Here is a 17,725-nt window from a genome sequence, read left to right on the forward strand (position 1 = left end):
CGCAGTGTTTTTCTTTCGGTATGCTTGGGTTTTTCCTGAATTGATCTGTTGGAGACGAGGGCATGGGTGTTTTGAAGACAAAGCCTGTTTTGAGTCGTTGCAAGCATATGGCTCTGGTAGCCTTGCTGATGGTGCAAGGCGCCTCACTGGCTCTGGCCCAGGCCCTGCCTCCCGAGTTGGCGTCGGTCTGGAGTGCCAGCCGCCTTCCCCAATCGTCTTTGTCGATTGTGGTGGACGAGGCAGATGGCCCGCGTCTGATTGGCGTCAATCCCCAGGAGCCCCGCAACCCCGCTTCGGTCATGAAGCTGGTCAGCACCTGGGCTGGCTTGTCCGCCTTGGGGCCGGAATATACCTGGCGCACCACCTTGATGGCCCAGGACGGCCTGCAGGTTGATGAGCAGGGCACCTTGAAAGGACCCTTGTATATCAAGGCGGGAGGCGATCCGTTTCTGACCGTGCCGCAGTTATGGGACATGTTGCGTGAACTCCGTTTGCGTGGGGTGAAGAATCTGACCGAAGTGATTGTGGATCGTTCCATTTTTGGCAATGTGACGATCAATCCGGGGGATTTTGATAACGCGGGTGATCGACCCTATAACGCCAGCCCGGATGCCATGATGGTCGGGCTGGGAGCCTCCCGGCTGGTATTTCAACCTGATGCGCAGGCGCGCAAATGGGTGGCGATTATTGATCCGCCGCTGCCGGGTGTGCGCGTGCAGGGTGAAGTGGAGTGGTCGACCGCAACGTGCCCGGGCTCACCGGTGATCGGCACCCAGATTCAACCCGAAGCCGGGGGCATGGTGGTACGCGTCAGCGGTAAGGCGGCCGCCTCTTGTGGCGAATTCAGCGTGTATCGTCTGGTGCACTCTCAAACTGAGTTTTTCGACAAACTGTTTCGCAGTCTGTGGCGCGATCTGGGCGGCACCCTGGCGCGTGATATCAAGCCTGGCCGGGTGCCGGGTCGTGCCCAGGCCATTACCTGGCATGATTCGCAGTCCCTGTCTGACCTGATCCGTCTGGTGAACAAGCAAAGCAATAATGTGATGGCCCGCACCATCTTGCTGACCGTGGGCGCGGAGATGAGCGGTCCCGGGGCCACCGTGGCCAGCGGCGAGCGGGCAGTCATGAACATATTGGGACGCCAGGGCGTCAACACTAGCGGCTGGGTTGTGGACAATGGCTCGGGCCTGTCGCGCAACGGACGGGTGACCGCCGGCGGCATGGCTGATATGTTGAAAGTTGCCTGGCGCTCGAACTGGATGCCTGAATATATTTCCTCTTTCGCCATCTCCGGTGTGGATGGCACGGTACGTTCACGCTTGCGGGACGACGAGGTGCAGGGGCGCGCCCACCTGAAAACAGGCACCTTGCGCGACAGCCGTGCGCTGGCCGGTTACGTGCTGGGAGCGAGCGGAAAGCGGTATATTGTTGTCATGATGGTCAATGACGAACGTTCTGCCTCTGCCCGGCCCTTTTTTGACGCAGTGGTGAAGTGGTTGGCAGTGCGTTAATGATCACGATAGTGCGGGCTGCTGTGCAGCGGCCCTGTTTGTAGTTTGTTCCTAATTTGATGAAGCAATCATGCCCATACACGAAATACGTCACCCTTTGATCCGCCATAAACTGGGCCTGATGCGCAAGGCAGATCTGAGCACGAAAAATTTCCGCGAAATGTCCCAGGAAATCGCCTCCTTGCTGACCTACGAGGCTTGTAAGGATTTGCCCCTGGAGCCCACCACGATTGAAGGCTGGTGTGGGGATGTGGAAGTGGAAAAGCTGGCAGGCAAGAAAGTGACGGTGGTTCCCATCTTGCGTGCCGGTATTGGCATGCTGGACGGGGTGTTGAACCTGATTCCGGGTGCCAAGGTCAGCGTGATCGGCATCGCCCGAAATGAAGAGACCCTGGAGGCCCAGGCCTATCTGGAACGTCTGGTCGGGGAGCTGGATCAGCGCCTGGCCCTGATTATCGACCCCATGCTGGCAACCGGAGGTTCCATGGTTGCCACCATCGATCTGCTGAAGAAAGCAGGCTGCAAGAACATTCGCGCCCTGGTGCTGGTGGCAGCGCCTGAAGGCATTGCCACTCTTGAAAAACACCACCCTGACGTACATATCTATACCGCGTCCATTGACAAGCACCTGGACGAGCATGGTTATATTGTGCCGGGCCTGGGGGATGCGGGGGACCGTATTTTCGGCACCCGTCAAAAAGTGCAGGACGGCGAGGTGTAGGCCGGGAACTTGTCGCGCTTTTTTACAATCCCTTGCTCGTCCCCTAGAGGGGATAGGCATAATAAAGAGTCAAACCTACGTTTCACTGAATTCAGGATGTGCATGAAACTGAAAGCTTGGATGGCTGCTCCGCTGTTGGTGATATCGGGCCTGGGTTCGGCTCAGGCCGGTCTGTGCGACGTCCCTTTCATGCGTGATGGCGGCCAGGTTCAATTGACGGGTTCGGGTTTTCTGGCCATGGGCGCAGACCTTGCTTTTTCCGACGTGAAAAAGCAGGGGGGCGACCAGTGTCAGGCGCGCGTACAGGGCAAGGCTAGTGTGGCCCTGGCTGGCTTACCGGCCAGCAAGCCCAATATTGACTATGTCATGACAGTGCGTGATGGTCGTACCCGCTTTCAGCGTGACGATGGCCGAGGTGGCTTGGAAGCGGTCCACGGTTCATTTGACTTGCGTTTGCTGGGGCTGTTTTCCTACGAGCACGGCGGCTTGCAGGAAGGCCAGACCTTCCCCCGCCAGGACTTCCAGATCAATCTGGACAAACGAGCCCAGTCCAATGTGCTGCGTGTCCATACTGGTGCCAAAACGGTGGGCGCCCTGCAGACGGTGCAGACGGCCTTGGGCAATTACGAATGCTGGCCGATTCGCTACCAGCGAGAGATCGAGCCTACCCAAGCCAGTTTCAGCGGCATCAGCCTGCCTATTCCGGGTATTAATTCTCAGGTTACCGATTGGTACTGCCCGGAAGTGCAAATGGTGATGAAGCAGGAAAGCATTCAGAATGGTGTACCGTCTACGGTAGACGTGACCCACTTGAAGTAAGCTTGCGACGCGTCCGTTGCAGGTTTACGGAGTATCTTTATCCTGAATAGAGCGGGTTAAAGAATTTTGTGCGGCGCTGTGATGGCGTCATTCACTTGGCGATACGTATTTGTCGCGTGTCCCTTTCAACTGCAAGGAGTTATTTATGGCTACCAAGAAAAGTCTGGAAAACAGCGGAGACAAATTCATCGAGGAAGTGAAAGCGAGCTTGGATGAAGCTGAGCAACTGATGCGTGAAGCAGCCGAAGCGACGGGCGATAAAGCTGGAGAGCTCCGTGAGCGAGCTTTGCGTTCATTGCGTGTGACCCGCGATTCGCTGCATGATGCCCAGGAAGCGGTGGTTGAGCATAGTGTTCGTGCGGCCAAGGCCACCGATAACTATGTGCATGACAAACCCTGGCAAGCCATCGGCGTGGCCGGTATTGTGGGCCTGATGTTCGGCATGCTGATCAGCCGTCGTTAATCTGTCTGTGCTCTGCGCTGCTGACTGGTTTCAGCAGCAGAAAAAGTAGCCCTGCCGATCCGAACCTTCCGGTTCGGATCGGCAGCCTCTTCGCAATCAGGCTCCTGACATTGCGTGCAATGGCAGGATGTCGCAGAGCAGGAATAAAACATGGCGCTAAGGCAAACTATCAGTCAGCTTGGTTCTACCTTGATAGGGGCCGTCAGTACTCGATTGGAGCTGTTCGCTCTGGAAGCTGGCCAGCAAAAGGCGAGCCTGATCACGCTGTTTAGCATGGTGTTCGGCGCGCTGCTCTTCTCAACGCTGGCAGTGCTGGTGTTCAGCTTGCTGCTGGCTTTGTATTTCTGGCCGACAGAATATCGCTACTGGGCTCTGGGCGTGTTGGTCGTGCTGTATGCGGGTTTGGGAGTGGGTCTGTTCATGGCGGTACGCCGTCGTTTGACCTCCGGTCCGATTCCTTTTTCGGCCACTTTGTCCGAGTTGCGTCGCGATGTTGCATTTATTGAGCGCTTGCGGGATACCGAAGGAGACGGTAAATGAGCATCAAACAAGAGAGCATGTCTGCCCAGGAGCGGGCTGTGCGTATTGAATTGTTGCGAGTGCGCGCCTCCCTGGAGCGCCAGACTTTATCGTCCCAGGTCCATTCGCTGGGGCAGGACTTAAGCCCTGGCAATTTGTGGAACAGTGTCAAACCTTCTGGTCTGAGCATGGGCGGCGTGGTTAGTAATGCGTTGTCTTTGTCGCGTCGTTATCCGTTTTTGCTCTCCGGTGCATCGGCATTGCTGAGCAGTTTGGGTGGGCGCTGGATGCGGATTGGCGCTCTGGCCCTGGGAGCGTGGAAGTTGTACGACTCGTCCAAATCAGCGCGTGAAAAAGCCCGCAATGTTCTGGTTCCCGTGCGACGCAGTCCCCGCGTGGACGAGTAAGTGGCGCGTATTTTGAAAAACCGGCTCCGGCCGGTTTTTTTTGCGTCTGATCCTGGCTTTGCATTCTGCCCGACTGGTTTTTGAGGGCAGCAGGGCTTATGCTCCCGATAATCAATAATTCCAATTGAACTAGACCCACCCCAGGAGACATCGCCCGTCATGCAGGTGCCATTACTGAATGCGTTAAGAACTTTTACGGTATCGGCGCAAAGGCTGAACTTTACCAAGGCAGCCGAGGATTTGCTGGTCTCCCCCTCAGCGGTCAGCCATCAGATCAAAGTGCTGGAGGAGTATCTGGGCTGCAAACTGTTTTTGCGCAAAAACCGTTCCCTGGAGCTGACGGATCAAGGGCAGTTTCTGTTTGATCGTTTGCAGCGGCCTTTTTACGAGATCAATCAGGCCTTGCGCGAATTGCGTATGCCACACGGCAAAAGCCGCATCAATCTGTCCTTGCGCCCCTTTGTGTCCAGCATGTGGTTTACCAGGCAGCTGTGTGACTTCTGGTTGAAGCACCCGGATATTGAAATTAATTTACTGCATAGCTTGCAGGCGCCGGATTTCTTCAGAGACAACATCAATTTTGCGATTGTCTGGGGCAAGCAGGGGGACTGGCCGCACTTACAGACTTTGCGCATCATCCCCGGTAATTTGACGCCCGTGTGTGCGCCATCGTATTTGCAGGCGCATGGCCAGATTAGGTCTTCGGCAGATCTCAACCAGCATGTGCTGATTCACGAAGAGAATCAACTCTGTTGGGAGCAGTGGTTACGCAAGGCGGCTGGTCAGGAACTGACGGCTAAAAAGAGCTTTCATATCGATGACACGAATGTACGCCTGAATGCGGTTCTGAACGGTCAAGGGGTGATGCTGGGTTGTCCGGCTCTGTTGCAGCCACTGATCGAGAAAAAGGAACTGGTTCAGCTGTTCGATGTTTGTCTGGATGAATACGCGTATTTCCTGGCTTATCCCAAAGAGGCGAATCATAGTCGGCAGGAGCAGGAGTTTGTGGATTGGGTGGCGTCCATTGCAATCCGCTAGGCGGTAGGGTCGGAGCGTTTCCCCGGCTGGCGTTCAGTGATGGGACTTTCTCAGTTTTACTGGGGTTGCCACTGCCACTGCCACTGCCACTGCCACTGTCACTATCCCTTTGTCCCTAGTCTCTAAGGTAATGCTTGAGGCTTGGGAGGCCGTTCTTGCAACGCATCGGGCTTGTGAGCCCTTTATTGCGCGCTATTTTGCTCACCTCAGGCATGGAGCGGACTTGCCAGCGGCCGTTCCGCAGACCTTGAATCGGGGTTGAGGCCGGACTGGTCGTTCTCAATCCGCAACGATTGCAGCCTTCCGTTTCTCCTTCCTTCGTTTCAACAACAAAAAAAACTCATCGTTCCGTCAAATTTACTCAATTTTCAAGCGCCACTCCCTGTCGCATCATGGGCCTGACCAAATAAAAGCCATTCATGGTGCTCATGCAAACCAGAGGAGATATCGAGATGAATCATGCTGTGCGCTCGCCGATTGCGATTGAAGAATTTGACCGCAGCTATTTTCAGCAGGAAACCGACGAGGTTTTTGCCTTGCCTCCCGAGTGTTTTACCTCGGAAGCGTTTTTTCAGTTTGAACTGAATGCTGTGTGGAAGAAGCAGTGGTTCTGTGTGGGCCGTGCAACCGACATCCCCAATGCCGGAGACTTCTTCACCTTTGATGTAGGCAATGATGCCTTGTTCGCCATTCGCACGCGTGAAGGCGGGATCAATGTCCTGTCCAACGTCTGTCGCCACCGCAATATGCTGTTGCTGGAAGGGGCGGGGAATGTACGTCGCATCAGTTGCCCCCTGCATGCCTGGGTGTACAACATGGAAGGTGAACTGGTTTCGGCTCCCGGCCTGACGGATACTGACGCCAGTTTCGACCCCAAGAGTGTCTGTCTGCCCAAGATCCGCACCGAGGTCTGGGAAGGCTTCATCTTCATCAACTATGACGCCACCGCGCCCGCTTTGCATACCCGTCTGGGTAATCTGGGCAAGCAGTTGGCCAACTACCGCATGGCCGAACTGAAGTCCTCGGAACCCTTGAAGATGGAGAGCTTCGACTGGAACTGGAAGATCTTCAATGACGAGTGCTATCACTGCAGCTTTTTGCACGCCTCGTCCTGGGGAGGCATGTATGAAACCAATCCGGACCGGGTGGATGAAACCGCTGTCTTTAATGATGTGCCCAATGGCATTGTGTCCTACAACCTCATCTCCACACATAGAGATGCTGCACCCACCCATACCGGCTCCATTTTGCAGCCGCCCATGGATGGCTTGACCGACCAGGAACGTACCCAGCTTTCCTACGTGACGGTGGCCCCCAACCTGTTGCTGGTGGCCATGCCCGACAAGGTCAAGTATTTCATGTGGTTGCCCAAAAGTGCCCAGCAGTCCACCTATGGTGTGTCCTGGATGTACCCGCAAGCCACGCTGGAGCGTGAGGACCACAAAGAGAAGTTCGATCAGGAACACGACGATCTGTACCCCGTCATGATCGAGGATCTGTTTGCCTGGCGTCGTTCGCATCAAGGCATGCAGTCCAACTTTGCGTCCCGTGGCCGTTTGACCAACGAAGAGCTGGTCATCAAGCGTTTGCAGAACTGGCTGATCGATCTGTACCGCGCCGAAGAGCGTCGTGCGGACGAACAAAGCCGGGTGTTGCCGATCAGAGCGATCGCCTAAGGGAGCAGGAGCCGCATCATGCAGCAAACTTTGCAAACACGCGTGCTGAAGAAAACCAGGCTCTCGGACCGTGTCGTCGGTCTGACCCTGGGTTTGCAAAACGGGGCCGAGTTTCCCGCCTGGGAGCCGGGGGCCCATATTGAGTTGGAGCTGGCGGTCTCGCAGAGCGAGCCGCTATACCGTCAGTATTCCCTGTGTGGCCAGCAGGCCAACACCCGTGAATGGCAGATTGCCGTTCTGAAAGAGGACGCGGGGCGAGGGGGCTCGGCCTACATCCATGAAGTGTTGCAAGAAGGGGATGCGCTGGCTGTCAGTCTGCCGAAAAACCACTTCCCCTTTGCTGCCAACAAGAAGTGCTTTTTTATTGCCGGTGGCATAGGCATCACGCCTATTGTGCCCATGGTTCAGGCGGCTGCAGCCGCTGGCCTGGACTGGCATCTGTTGTATCTGGCCAGAAACGCAGCAGATTTTATTTTTCTGCAAGAACTGCAGCAGGTGGACGGCCAGCGCATCACCACGCATGCCTCCAATCAGGACGGCCTGTTTGATCTGCAAGGAGCATTGAAAGCGCTGGATGCACAAACCGTCGTCTATTCCTGCGGTCCGCAGCCGTTGCTGACGGCCTTGGAAAACTATCAACAGGAACAGGCCGACAGTGGCTGGCAACTGGTGCTGGAGCGTTTCTCGGTGGAGACCGATCCAGCCATGCTGCAGGGCAAGAGCTTTACCGTGACGTTGCAAAAATCGGGCAAACGCATTGCGGTAGCCGGGGATGAAACGATTCTGGCGGCCTTGAAACGGGAAGGCATACGGGTCAAGTGCTCATGCCAGAACGGAACTTGCGGGACTTGTGAAACTGGGGTGATTGCCGGTCTGCCGGAGCATCGTGATTTTGTGCTGTCTGAGCAGGAACGCCAGCTCAATGAAACCATGATGATTTGTGTTTCGCGTGCCGTGTCGGCTGAATTGGTATTGGATCTATAACAATAAACAGGAGAAACACCATGAAGAAAGTGGTGGTTACAGGCGGTTCGGGCCGTGTGGGCTCGTACGTCGTACAGCAATTGATGCAGACCATGGATGTGGTCGTGGCGGACTTAAAGCCCAGCCAGCATCAGGTTTCCTTTGTGCAAACCGATGTGATGGATCTGGACGCGGTTCGTGCCGCGACCAAGGATGCGGACGCGGTTATTCACTTGGCCGCTATCGATTTTGACTGGAAAGCGCCCGAGGAGCAGTACATCAATGTGAATGTACGAGGCACTTGGCATGTACTACAAGCTTGTCGGGAAAATGGCGTAAAAAAAGTGGTGCTGTGTTCCAGCATCTCCGCCTGCGGCCTGTCGGAAATGCGGGCGGACTGGAAGCCCCAGTATCTGCCCGTGGATGAAGCTCACGACAACAAACCTTATCAGGCTTACAGCGTCAGCAAAATCATGATGGAGCAGATGGCCAAGAGTTTCAGCGAGGCCACGGATATGGAGATTATCTGCCTGCGTCCGCTGGCCGTGGTGTTGCCCGAAACCATTCACGAATATATCCAGTTTGTGGACAGCCCCGACCGTAACTGGCTGTTTTATTACATCTGGGCAGCGGACTTGGCACGCGCCTTTGAGGCGGCCGTGAATCTGCAAGGTCTGCGCTACGGCGTGTTTTTCATCAGCGCAGACGATAGTTCCCACCCCCTGGCAACGACAGACTGGTATCAGCAGATTATTGGTCCTGTGCCTGAAATCAAGAACCCGCGCTGGTATCAGAACAATCCTCGTGCTTCTATTTTCAGCAGCCAGGCCGCCAAGGAAATTCTGGGATGGCAGCCAAGTACGGATTTCCAGCACCTGCGTGAGCAATACGCGGTGGAAAAAGACCTGGCCTGACGGGCCCAGGTACCCATGATGAATAATTTGAACACGGAGACTTGAGCATGACGGGTATTAAAACCGGTACGCTGGATTGGACAGGCGACAACCCTTTTATTTATTTAAAGACCGACCCTGAGCAGGATTGGTCGTCCTTGTCCCTGTATTTTCGCATTGCCAGCTCGGCTTATGGCAGCGGCCAGGCCATTCTGGTTCTGGACAAGCCCTACGAGGACGGACAGGACAATGACGCGCGTTTGCTGATCACGGACAACCAGCCCTTGGCCCACTATCTGGTGCAGGATTTTGTGCGCCATTTCGGCCTGTTTCGCAAGGCGGTGGCGCTGGACAGGTTGCAGGTGTTTGATGACGGCGTTTTTCAGACGGTGAACCGTTTCCCGGAACTGGTCAGCGAGTCTGTGACCTCCGCCCGTGCTGGTCTGACGGTGGAGTTGCAATGGCATCAAATGACGCAACCAGCTATTTGCGTGGATCTGCCGCAAAGCCAGACCCAAACCCAGAAGCACGAAATGATGTGTGTGTTTCACCCGGCGCAGCAAGCCAAGGTGCTGATCAATGGCACGGCCTTGCCGGGCAACACCATCGAGCGTGACTTTAACGGCTCGCGTGCGCAGTCCGCCAGTCTGGCGAACAGCGAGACCTGGGTGCGTGTGGCATAAGGAGACGAGATGGCTCAGCATGTAGAGACACAGGCTCTGGCCGTGATGCCAGCCTGGACGGGGGTGCGGTCCCTGCAATCCATTTTGCCTTCGCAAGACCGCCTGGTCTTGCATGCCGGGCCACCGTTTCGGGATGCGCAGGAACTGCCTGCTGCGATACGAAACTCGGTCCTGATTGGCATACTGTACGAGGGGTGGGCCACGAGCAAGCAAGAGGCGCAAGCCTTGCTGGAGGCGGGCGGCGTGCAGCTGGCCCCCGCTCAGGATTATGGGGTGGTCGTGCCGCTGGCCGGCGTTGCGACACCGTCCATGTGCCTGATCGAGGTCAGCGACAGCAATCGGCCCGAGAACAAAAAATACTCGGTGTTCAATGAGGGCATGCAGTGGTGCACCCGACTGGGTATTTTTGCTGATGAGATGGTGCTGCATCTGCGTTGGCTGCATCAGGATTTGGGTGCACGGCTGGCCGCGCAGTTCCAGGGGCCGGTAGAACTGGCACCCATCGTTCAGGCGTCCTTGCTAAATGGTGATGATGGCCATGCGCGGACCCTGCATGCTTCCCGGCAACTGGCCGACATTATTGTCTCCTGGGGCATCAATGATGAGGCCAGTCAGACTTTCCTGCATGGCGCGATGGCCTGGGCATTGAATTACTGGATGGCGGCCAGCGCGCTGATCCTGGCATATCAGACACCTGCCGATGGCGCTAACGCCATTGTTAAAGTGGGGGGCAATGGTTTGCGTTTTGGTTTGCAGCTGGCCGGCTCCACGAGCTGGTTGGTGACGGATGCTCCTGTCATTGCGGGCAATAAAGAGCCCGGCCATGAGCAGGCGAACGCACTGGGTGCCTTGGGTGACAGTGCCGTGGTGGATTTTGTGGGACTGGGTGGTCAGTGTCTGGATCTGGCCAGTATCAGTGCCAGAAATCTGCAGGCATTCCTGCCCTCGGATTATCTGACGCGTCAAAGTTTGTTCTTGAAGACTCGCTTGCCTTTTCTGGCCGGACGCCCCGGCATTACCGATTTTGCGCAAGTGATGGCCAGCGATACCGGACCGTTGGTGCTGCTGGGCATGATTGACGGTGCTGGCGAGCGTGGTCGTGTTGGCGGCGGGGTGGCGACGGTGGACGCCTCTTTATTGCAGGCTCTCAAGGAGTGGCACAATGAAACGACAGTGGTTTAAGCTGCCTTTGCATCAATTGCTGCATGCTCTGCATTCGGGTCAGGCCAGTCTGCCCGAGATCGTGGCCTCGTTCTATGAGCGTATCGCCCTACGTGATGACAAGATCGGCGCCTGGCAGTATTTGATTGATCAAGAAGACTATCTGGCCGAATACGAAAGTCGCAGCGATTTTTACAAGGCCTCGCCCTTGATGGGCCTGCCCTTTGCGGTCAAGGACGTGATTGACACGGCGGGCATTCCCACCAGCATGGGATCGGCCATTCACCAGGATCGGATTCCAGACATGGATGCTTCCTGTGTTACCGCAATCAAAGCGGCAGGCGGCATCTTGATGGGCAAGACGGTCACGACCGAGTTTGCTTACTTTCAGGCAGGCAAGACAAACAACCCGCATGATGCCGAGCGCACACCCGGTGGTTCGTCCAGCGGCTCTGCTGCCGCTGTCGCTGATTTCATGGTGCCGGTCGCCTTTGGCACACAGACGGCGGCCTCGGTCATACGACCCGCCTCTTATTGCGGTTGCACAGGCTATGTAGGCACCCGCAATGAGTTTTCCTTACGCAATATTCAGCCCTTGGCGCAGTCGCTGGATTCGCTGGGGATACTCAGCAATGATGTGCTGGATACGCTTTTGCTGCGTAATCTGCTATTGCACAAACCGTTGAATCTGGCGGCGCCAGGCACCCAGAGCAGCAGTGTGTTCACGATGTTTACCGGCCAGGCACTGGGCGAGGTTCAAGACAAGATGCTGGAGACCCTCCAGGCCTGCCAGCAGGATCTGATCGGGCAGGGGCATCAGTGTGTGGATTTTCCCTTGCAGGACAGCATTGTTGAGCTGACGTCATTGCACGCCCAGATCATGGCTTACGAGGTGGCGCGCAATCTGGTGTATGAACAACAGCACCATGACAGCTTGAGTGCCCATGTGCAGTCCTTGATTCGTATGGGACTGGCTTTTCCCTACAAGGACTACATCGCGGCCTTGCGGCGGGCGGATACACTCAAACAGCGGCTGCTGGACTGGTTCGAACAGGCAGGGGCGGATTTCATCCTGGCACCTGCGGCAGCAGGGATAGCGCCTTGTAAAACCGAGGGCACCGGGGTGCCATTCATGAGCCGGGCCTGGCAACTGTTGGGCTTGCCCGTGGTCTCCCTGCCTTTGGGTTATGCCCAGAAAATGCCGATGGGCTTGCAGTTGATCGGCAAGCCGCATCAGGATGATGATTTGCTGCTGCAGGCGCTGCAGTTTCAGCAACATTTTCTAAGTACGGATTCGGTTCTGGCCGTGTAATTTCCTGTTTTCTTTTTTCTTTTGAACGCTCTGTAAAAACAGAGCGTTTTTTTTGACGCTGCGCTTTTACAGTTTAGGCAGTAAGTATTTTTCCAATAAGCACTTCAAACCGTAGAGTGCTCCGCCGATAATCGCCGCAATGGCCAGAAAGTCGGCGCTGAACACACTTTGTTCCTTATCGGCCAGTTCCATATAGATGTGTTCGTTAGCGGGTCGCGCGTAGGTCATGGGAATGGAAGGCCTGGGCAAGTCCGCCTGCAGGACCAGATAGTTGCCATTCGGGCCTGCCTGCAACAGAAGCGTGTCGACCGGGGTGGGGGCCAAACCATTGCTGTTCCCCAGTTCGCACAGTGTCCGGGCTCCTTGCGCCCAGTTGTCCTGGCTGTCCGGACAGTAGGCCTGAATGCTGTAGCCGTTGCTGAACTGCACCGTCAGCCACCCTTGGACGTGCGAGGCGGGGTCGCTGCTTACAGTTACGTTGGTCAGGCTGACAGTGGTCATGGTGCAAATTCCTTGGCAGTGCAAACGCGCTTTTCAGTCTGCTTAGGGCAAGGACTCAGTCTATATTTGATGCGCGCTTCAACAGGCTATTCTATAGAAGCTGGCATGGGAATATGGCTTTAGGTATAGATAGAATCACCTTGAGAAGACTGGCTTTTAATGTAAATCAAATTGTTTCGTAAAAAAACAGCCCTGCAAAGCAGGGCTGTTGATAGCGGAAAGCTGGCAGAAAGAGGGAAAGCCTAGCTGGCGCTTGCCTTGCCCATGTTGATAGCCGGTTTGGCATCATGGGCCGGTTCGGTGTGATAGCGACGTAGCGGCTTGTTGGCCGTTTCGGGCATCAGAACCGTAACCCAGAAAAAGCACAATACCGCGACGATCGTGACGTAAAAAGCCGGAGCCAGGTAGCTGCCAGTCTGGGTGGTCAGCCAGATGGCCAGGTAGGGCGCCGTACCGCCAAAAATGGCGAAGGTGATGTTGTAGCACATGCTGGAGGCGGTATAGCGCATGTCGGTGGGGAACATCTCCGAGAGCAAGGTCACGGCCACGACACTGGCGGCCACCTGCCCGATACCAATGATCAGCATGCCGAAAATGGCCGCTTCCAGGGACGCTCCTTTGCTGACGATCATGTAGGCCGGTATGGTGAACAGCGCATGCCAGACAGCGGCAAACTGCATCATGCGACGGCGGCCCACCCGGTCCGAGATCACGCCGGCAATGGGGGTCAGGGCGGTGACAAACAGCAGGGCCACCATGTTCGCGGTCAGGGACTGGACCGAGGACAAGCCAATGACCGTGCGCAAAAAGGTGTTCATGTAGGTGGAGAAGATATAGAAAGACAGGGCGTACAGCACAATGAAGCCGCCCAGCTTCACAATATTGGAACCCTCTGCCTTGAATACCTGGGAGGCGCTGTAGCTGAGCTGCCCTTTCTTCTCTGCACGCATCTGTTGAAACTCGGGCGATTCGGCCAGATGATCGCGGATGAAGAAGGCCACAATACCCATGGGGATGGCCAGCAGGAAGATGATCCTCCAGCCCCAGTCACCCATGGCGTCGGTACCCACAATCGCAGCCAGACCGGCACTGATACCGGCAGCCAGCGCAAATGCAAAGTACGTGGCGCCAGACATGGCCCAGGCGTAGGAATTACGCTTGTTCATGGGGCTGTGCTCAACCGTGTAGATGGTGGCGCCTGTGTATTCGCCACCGGCCGACAGCCCCTGGATACAGCGGATGATAATCAGCAAAACCGGTGCCCAGATACCAATACTGTCATAAGTTGGAATCATGCCAATGGCCGCGGTCGAGCCGGACATCAGCAAGACGGTCAGGGCCAGGATTTTCTTGCGGCCAATCCGGTCGCCCAGTCTGCCGAAATAGATGCCGCCTAGAGGCCGCACAATAAAGGACACCAGGAATACCGCAAAGGTGGCCAGCAAGCCGGCCATCTTGTCTTCCGAAGGGAAGAAGTTCTGTGCAATGTAAACGGCCATATAGCCGAACAAGGCAAAGTCAAACCATTCAACGATCGTGCCGGCCGCTGAACCCATCATTACTTTTTTAATGTGACCGGTCTCGGTATGTTCCGATTCGGCCACCGTGTTTGCCCTTTGCATACTTATGTCTCCTCAAGTATTGGGACTATCTGTTTTTTGAAATCAAACCCTGTGGGGGTAGCTGGTTTTTTATTATTTACTGGCGTGTGTGGCTGTCTTTTATTCGTATTGGTATTGGTTGGATGCTCGATCAGAGCACCGGCTGCAACAGGATGAGTTCCTCCTTTTTGTAGGGCTGGGCATCCGGTCCTGGCCTGCTTGCAAAGCGCCATCCAGTGCGTGCTAGATAAGCTAATCCTCTGCCAATCGCTTGTCCATTCACTATTCACGCACTATTATTGACCGCGATGTTATCAATCTAAAATATGAGCAAAATCATGATTCCCGCACGCCTGGATTTGCATCATCTGCGGGCCTTTAAAACGGTGGCCGAACAGTTGCATTTCAAAAAGGCGGCCGAGCTGCTGCATATCACGCAGCCGGGGCTGACGCGCATCATCAAAAAGCTGGAAGATGATTTGCAGGTGGATCTGTTTGAGCGCAGCACCCGCCAGGTCCGGCTCACGGCGGCTGGTTTTTTGCTGCTGCAGGAAATTGAACAGGTGTTCGTGCATCTGGAGCGCGGCATCGAGTTGGCTCAGAAAGCCAAGTTTGGCGATATTGGGCATCTGATCATTGCCTACAATGACTATGCGGTGCAGGACGTGCTGCCCAGAACGCTGGAACATTTCAAGCAGCAATATTCAAACATCACAACCGATTTGTTATATATGCCCACGCAGCAGCAAATTCAGGGCTTGCAGCAAGGCAGTCTGGACCTGGGTTTTGGCTTTGCCTTCTCGGATGATCCCGAAGAGCTGGGCGTGCAGTGGAAGCCTGTGTGTCATGATGACCCGATTGTGCTGTTGCAAAGCGATCATCCCTTGGCCCGGGAAAAGTCCATCCCCTTGGTCGAGCTGGCCCATGAGCGGTTTGTGGTGGGCAGCAAGACACACTGGCAGGTCTGGCGCCGCTACTTTTATTCATTGTGCCGACATGCCGGTTTTCACCCCAACTCTGTGCAGGAAGCCAGCACTATTACCGGCATCATGAGCATGGTGGCGGCCAATATTGGCATCGCCATTTTGTCGCAATCCTTGCGCAAATATGTACACCGTGATCTGGTGGCGATTGATCTGGATTTGTCCGGGCAGCATCCGCAATCCTTTATCAACATCATGTGGCAGGAAAGCAATGCCAATCCTTGCGTGCCTTTATTCATCCAGACCATTACCTCGGAGCTGATGACGGCGCGAGCCTGAGGCTTGAGTATTTCTCATGGACCCTTGATGAGCGGTCATGATGCAGGGCGGGCTGTTTTGCTACAGTGCAGTTTTTAAACCCGTCCCCTGCTATGAGTACTTCCACAATACAGTTTGGCCTGGATCACGTCATGCTACGTGTGCTGGACCTGGACCGATCGCTGGCTTTTTATCGCGATGTTCTGGGCATGCAGGTAGTGCGTCACACGGATTATGAATCCGGCCGTTTCACCAATGTCTTTCTCAGCTTTGACCCGAGCACGCAGTCCAGCCTGGAACTGACCTGGAACTGGGATCAAGACGAACCTTATGAAAAAGGCGGGGCGTTCGGTCATCTGGCCCTGATGGTCAGGGACGTGCATCAGGCAGTGGATTATCTGCAGGAGCAGGGGGTCAGAATCAAAACCCCACCCAAGCAGATGAGTCATGGCAAACGTACGATTGCTTTCGTATTTGATCCCGACGACTACCTGATTGAGCTGGTGGAGCCGCTGGCTTAGGCCTGACCGGCGCATTGGGAAGGCCAGGCGGCCGGCCTGCTTGGTGTGCCGGCTTAATGCACCCAATAAAACAAAGACCATGCACCGTTGCGGTGATGGTCTTTGTTGCGTTTGATGCGTACGGGCTAAACGCGCGCTCTGCCTTACAGCCCTAGCGAGCCCCACATATCATCCACTTTCTTTTTGGTGGACTCATCCATTTTGATCGGTGTGCCCCATTCGCGCTGGGTTTCTCCCGGCCACTTGTTGGTGGCATCCATGCCCATCTTGCCACCCAGTCCCGAGACGGGCGAAGCAAAGTCCAGGTAGTCGATAGGGGTGTTCTCGACCAGCACAGTATCGCGCACCGGGTCCATGCGGGTGGTCATGGCCCAGATCACTTCCTTCCAGTCGCGTGTGTTGACGTCCTCGTCCACGACCACGATGAACTTGGTGTACATGAACTGGCGCAGAATGCTCCAGACCCCGAACATCACGCGTTTGGCGTGGCCCGCGTACTGCTTGCGTATGGACACCACAGCCAGGCGGTAGCTGCAGCCTTCGGGTGGCAGATAGAAGTCCACGATTTCGGGCAGTTGCTTGCGCAGCAACGGTACAAAGACTTCGTTCAGCGCGACACCCAGAACAGCAGGCTCATCAGGTGGTTTGCCGGTATAGGTGCTGTGATAGATCGGGTTGCGACGCATGGTAATGCGCTCGACCGTAAAGACCGGGAACCAGTCCTGCTCATTGTAGTAACCAGTGTGGTCGCCATAAGGGCCTTCCAGCGCCATTTCGTAGTGGCTGTCGGCAGGCGGTTTCATGCCTTCAGGCACGTCGGGTGTCAGGGCCTCCGGGTGATTGCTGGGCAGGATATGGCCTTCCAGCACAATTTCGGCCCAGGCAGGCACGGACAAGTCGCTGCCCAGTGCCTTGGCAACTTCGGTGCGTGAGCCGCGCAACAGCCCGGCAAACTGATATTCGGACAGGCTGTCCGGGACAGGTGTGACCGCCCCCAGAATGGTGGCTGGGTCTGTCCCCAGAGCAACCGCAATCGGGAAGGGTTTGCCGGGATTTGTCAGGGCGTGGTCGCGAAAGTCCAGTGCTCCGCCGCGATGGGACAGCCAGCGCATGATCAGCTTGTTGCGACCAATCAGTTGCTGGCGGTAAATGCCCAGATTCTGGCGCTTGGCATGTGGGCCTTTGGTAATGACCAGACCCCAGGTCAACAAGGGAGCGACGTCACCAGGCCAGCACAGTTGCAAGGGAATCTGGTTCAGGTCCACATCCTTGCCTTCCAGTACGACTTCCTGGCAGGCAGGAGAGCGTACGTGCTTGGGGCTCATGTCCCACAAGGCGGATTTGAGCATGGACACTTTAGACAGTGCATCGCGCATGCCGGTGGGGGCTTGCGGCTCTTTCAGATTGGCCAGTAGTTCGCCTGTGTCGCGTAATGCCGACACCTCTTGCGCGCCCATCCCCCAGGCAACGCGTTGCGGCGTACCGAACAAATTGGCCAGGACCGGCATGGCGGCCTTGACGCCTTGATGCTGGGCATTCTCAAACAAGAGTGCCGGTCCACCGGCACGCAGTACCCGGTCACTGATTTCAGTCATTTCCAGCGAGGTGGAAACGGGCTGCGTAATCCGCTTCAGATCGCCCCTGGCTTCCAGTTGGGCAATAAAGTCTCTCAAGTCACGGTATTTCACAGAAGAA

Annotated in this window: 18 protein-coding genes; 15 read left to right on the forward strand and 3 right to left on the reverse strand. The window is 55.8% G+C overall.

The features are described 5' to 3' along the window. Nucleotides 1-62: 62 nt before the first annotated feature. The 13 genes from dacB to VF694_RS05725 all read left to right on the forward strand — a co-directional run bounded on the left by dacB (nt 63) and on the right by VF694_RS05725 (nt 12,166). Nucleotides 63-1,511, forward strand: a complete 1,449-nt coding sequence (dacB, locus tag VF694_RS05665; RefSeq protein ID WP_003803686.1) for a D-alanyl-D-alanine carboxypeptidase/D-alanyl-D-alanine endopeptidase — start codon at nt 63-65, stop codon at nt 1,509-1,511. 70 nt (nt 1,512-1,581) lie between these two features. Further along, a complete protein-coding gene (gene upp, locus VF694_RS05670; protein ID WP_003803685.1) occupies nt 1,582-2,232 on the forward strand; it encodes a uracil phosphoribosyltransferase in 651 nt (216 codons plus the stop codon). 102 nt (nt 2,233-2,334) lie between these two features. Next, nucleotides 2,335-3,051, forward strand: coding sequence for a hypothetical protein (locus VF694_RS05675; protein ID WP_336579814.1), 717 nt, complete (start codon nt 2,335-2,337; stop codon nt 3,049-3,051). A gap of 145 nt (nt 3,052-3,196) precedes the next feature. Beyond that, nucleotides 3,197-3,514, forward strand: a complete 318-nt coding sequence (locus VF694_RS05680; protein WP_003803683.1) for a DUF883 family protein — start codon at nt 3,197-3,199, stop codon at nt 3,512-3,514. 150 nt (nt 3,515-3,664) lie between these two features. After that, nucleotides 3,665-4,054 carry a phage holin family protein gene (locus VF694_RS05685; protein WP_039943748.1) on the forward strand — a complete coding sequence of 130 codons (390 nt, stop codon included), beginning with the start codon at nt 3,665-3,667 and terminating at the stop codon, nt 4,052-4,054. Then, nucleotides 4,051-4,440 (forward strand): hypothetical protein, encoded by a 390-nt coding sequence (locus tag VF694_RS05690; RefSeq protein WP_003803681.1) that lies wholly within the window; start codon nt 4,051-4,053, stop codon nt 4,438-4,440. Before VF694_RS05685 ends, VF694_RS05690 begins: the two co-directional genes overlap by 4 nt. 159 nt (nt 4,441-4,599) lie before the next feature. After that, a complete protein-coding gene (locus tag VF694_RS05695; RefSeq protein ID WP_003803680.1) occupies nt 4,600-5,478 on the forward strand; it encodes a LysR substrate-binding domain-containing protein in 879 nt (292 codons plus the stop codon). A gap of 452 nt (nt 5,479-5,930) precedes the next feature. Then, nucleotides 5,931-7,154, forward strand: a complete 1,224-nt coding sequence (locus VF694_RS05700) for an aromatic ring-hydroxylating oxygenase subunit alpha (protein WP_003803678.1) — start codon at nt 5,931-5,933, stop codon at nt 7,152-7,154. 18 nt (nt 7,155-7,172) lie between these two features. Continuing rightward, complete coding sequence (locus VF694_RS05705) at nt 7,173-8,138, forward strand: PDR/VanB family oxidoreductase (protein ID WP_003803675.1); 966 nt, start codon at nt 7,173-7,175, stop codon at nt 8,136-8,138. Between the two features lie 20 nt (nt 8,139-8,158). Continuing rightward, nucleotides 8,159-9,031, forward strand: a complete 873-nt coding sequence (locus VF694_RS05710) for an NAD-dependent epimerase/dehydratase family protein (protein WP_003803672.1) — start codon at nt 8,159-8,161, stop codon at nt 9,029-9,031. A gap of 47 nt (nt 9,032-9,078) precedes the next feature. Continuing rightward, nucleotides 9,079-9,693 carry a hypothetical protein gene (locus tag VF694_RS05715; RefSeq protein ID WP_003803670.1) on the forward strand — a complete coding sequence of 205 codons (615 nt, stop codon included), beginning with the start codon at nt 9,079-9,081 and terminating at the stop codon, nt 9,691-9,693. Between the two features lie 9 nt (nt 9,694-9,702). Next, nucleotides 9,703-10,875, forward strand: a complete 1,173-nt coding sequence (locus tag VF694_RS05720) for an oxamate carbamoyltransferase subunit AllG family protein (protein ID WP_440163900.1) — start codon at nt 9,703-9,705, stop codon at nt 10,873-10,875. Then, the gene (locus VF694_RS05725; protein ID WP_440163902.1) at nt 10,856-12,166 is read left to right on the forward strand and encodes an amidase; all 1,311 of its coding nucleotides are present in this window, start codon (nt 10,856-10,858) and stop codon (nt 12,164-12,166) included. The genes VF694_RS05720 and VF694_RS05725 overlap by 20 nt, the downstream gene beginning before the upstream one ends. Before the next feature lie 66 nt (nt 12,167-12,232). Here the strand turns inward: VF694_RS05725 and VF694_RS05730 are convergent, their stop codons facing one another. Further along, nucleotides 12,233-12,667 carry a hypothetical protein gene (locus VF694_RS05730; protein WP_003803663.1) on the reverse strand — a complete coding sequence of 145 codons (435 nt, stop codon included), beginning with the start codon at nt 12,665-12,667 and terminating at the stop codon, nt 12,233-12,235. 242 nt (nt 12,668-12,909) lie between these two features. After that, complete coding sequence (locus tag VF694_RS05735) at nt 12,910-14,289, reverse strand: MFS transporter (protein WP_003803661.1); 1,380 nt, start codon at nt 14,287-14,289, stop codon at nt 12,910-12,912. A gap of 317 nt (nt 14,290-14,606) precedes the next feature. On the opposite strand from VF694_RS05735, the gene VF694_RS05740 reads away from it, so the two are divergent. Continuing rightward, nucleotides 14,607-15,530, forward strand: a complete 924-nt coding sequence (locus VF694_RS05740) for a LysR family transcriptional regulator (protein WP_230406254.1) — start codon at nt 14,607-14,609, stop codon at nt 15,528-15,530. A 92-nt stretch (nt 15,531-15,622) separates the two neighbouring features. After that, entirely contained in the window at nt 15,623-16,030 is a 408-nt protein-coding gene (gene gloA, locus VF694_RS05745) for a lactoylglutathione lyase (protein WP_240208985.1), read from the forward strand. Between the two features lie 143 nt (nt 16,031-16,173). Here gloA and ubiD read toward each other — a convergent pair whose 3' ends face one another. After that, nucleotides 16,174-17,718: a 4-hydroxy-3-polyprenylbenzoate decarboxylase gene (gene ubiD / locus VF694_RS05750; protein ID WP_003803656.1), complete on the reverse strand. Its 1,545-nt coding sequence runs from the start codon at nt 17,716-17,718 to the stop codon at nt 16,174-16,176. Nucleotides 17,719-17,725: the final 7 nt, after the last annotated feature.

The organism is Alcaligenes sp. Lyrl_28 (assembly GCF_051948705.1).
Taxonomy (GTDB): Bacteria; Pseudomonadota; Gammaproteobacteria; order Burkholderiales; family Burkholderiaceae_B; genus Alcaligenes; species Alcaligenes ammonioxydans.

Bases quoted from the DNA above. Each gene is read 5' to 3' on its own strand.
- VF694_RS05685 (WP_039943748.1), top strand. From the start codon at position 3,665: ATGGCGCTAAGGCAAACTATCAGTCAGCTTGGTTCTACCTTGATAGGG.
- VF694_RS05725 (WP_440163902.1), top strand. From the start codon at position 10,856: ATGAAACGACAGTGGTTTAAGCTGCCTTTGCATCAATTGCTGCATGCT.
- upp (WP_003803685.1), top strand. From the start codon at position 1,582: ATGCCCATACACGAAATACGTCACCCTTTGATCCGCCATAAACTGGGC.
- VF694_RS05675 (WP_336579814.1), top strand. From the start codon at position 2,335: ATGAAACTGAAAGCTTGGATGGCTGCTCCGCTGTTGGTGATATCGGGC.
- VF694_RS05730 (WP_003803663.1), bottom strand. From the start codon at position 12,667: ATGACCACTGTCAGCCTGACCAACGTAACTGTAAGCAGCGACCCCGCC.
- VF694_RS05720 (WP_440163900.1), top strand. From the start codon at position 9,703: ATGGCTCAGCATGTAGAGACACAGGCTCTGGCCGTGATGCCAGCCTGG.
- VF694_RS05735 (WP_003803661.1), bottom strand. From the start codon at position 14,289: ATGCAAAGGGCAAACACGGTGGCCGAATCGGAACATACCGAGACCGGT.
- gloA (WP_240208985.1), top strand. From the start codon at position 15,623: ATGAGTACTTCCACAATACAGTTTGGCCTGGATCACGTCATGCTACGT.
- VF694_RS05705 (WP_003803675.1), top strand. From the start codon at position 7,173: ATGCAGCAAACTTTGCAAACACGCGTGCTGAAGAAAACCAGGCTCTCG.
- VF694_RS05695 (WP_003803680.1), top strand. From the start codon at position 4,600: ATGCAGGTGCCATTACTGAATGCGTTAAGAACTTTTACGGTATCGGCG.
- VF694_RS05680 (WP_003803683.1), top strand. From the start codon at position 3,197: ATGGCTACCAAGAAAAGTCTGGAAAACAGCGGAGACAAATTCATCGAG.
- VF694_RS05690 (WP_003803681.1), top strand. From the start codon at position 4,051: ATGAGCATCAAACAAGAGAGCATGTCTGCCCAGGAGCGGGCTGTGCGT.
- VF694_RS05715 (WP_003803670.1), top strand. From the start codon at position 9,079: ATGACGGGTATTAAAACCGGTACGCTGGATTGGACAGGCGACAACCCT.
- VF694_RS05740 (WP_230406254.1), top strand. From the start codon at position 14,607: ATGATTCCCGCACGCCTGGATTTGCATCATCTGCGGGCCTTTAAAACG.
- VF694_RS05700 (WP_003803678.1), top strand. From the start codon at position 5,931: ATGAATCATGCTGTGCGCTCGCCGATTGCGATTGAAGAATTTGACCGC.
- VF694_RS05710 (WP_003803672.1), top strand. From the start codon at position 8,159: ATGAAGAAAGTGGTGGTTACAGGCGGTTCGGGCCGTGTGGGCTCGTAC.
- dacB (WP_003803686.1), top strand. From the start codon at position 63: ATGGGTGTTTTGAAGACAAAGCCTGTTTTGAGTCGTTGCAAGCATATG.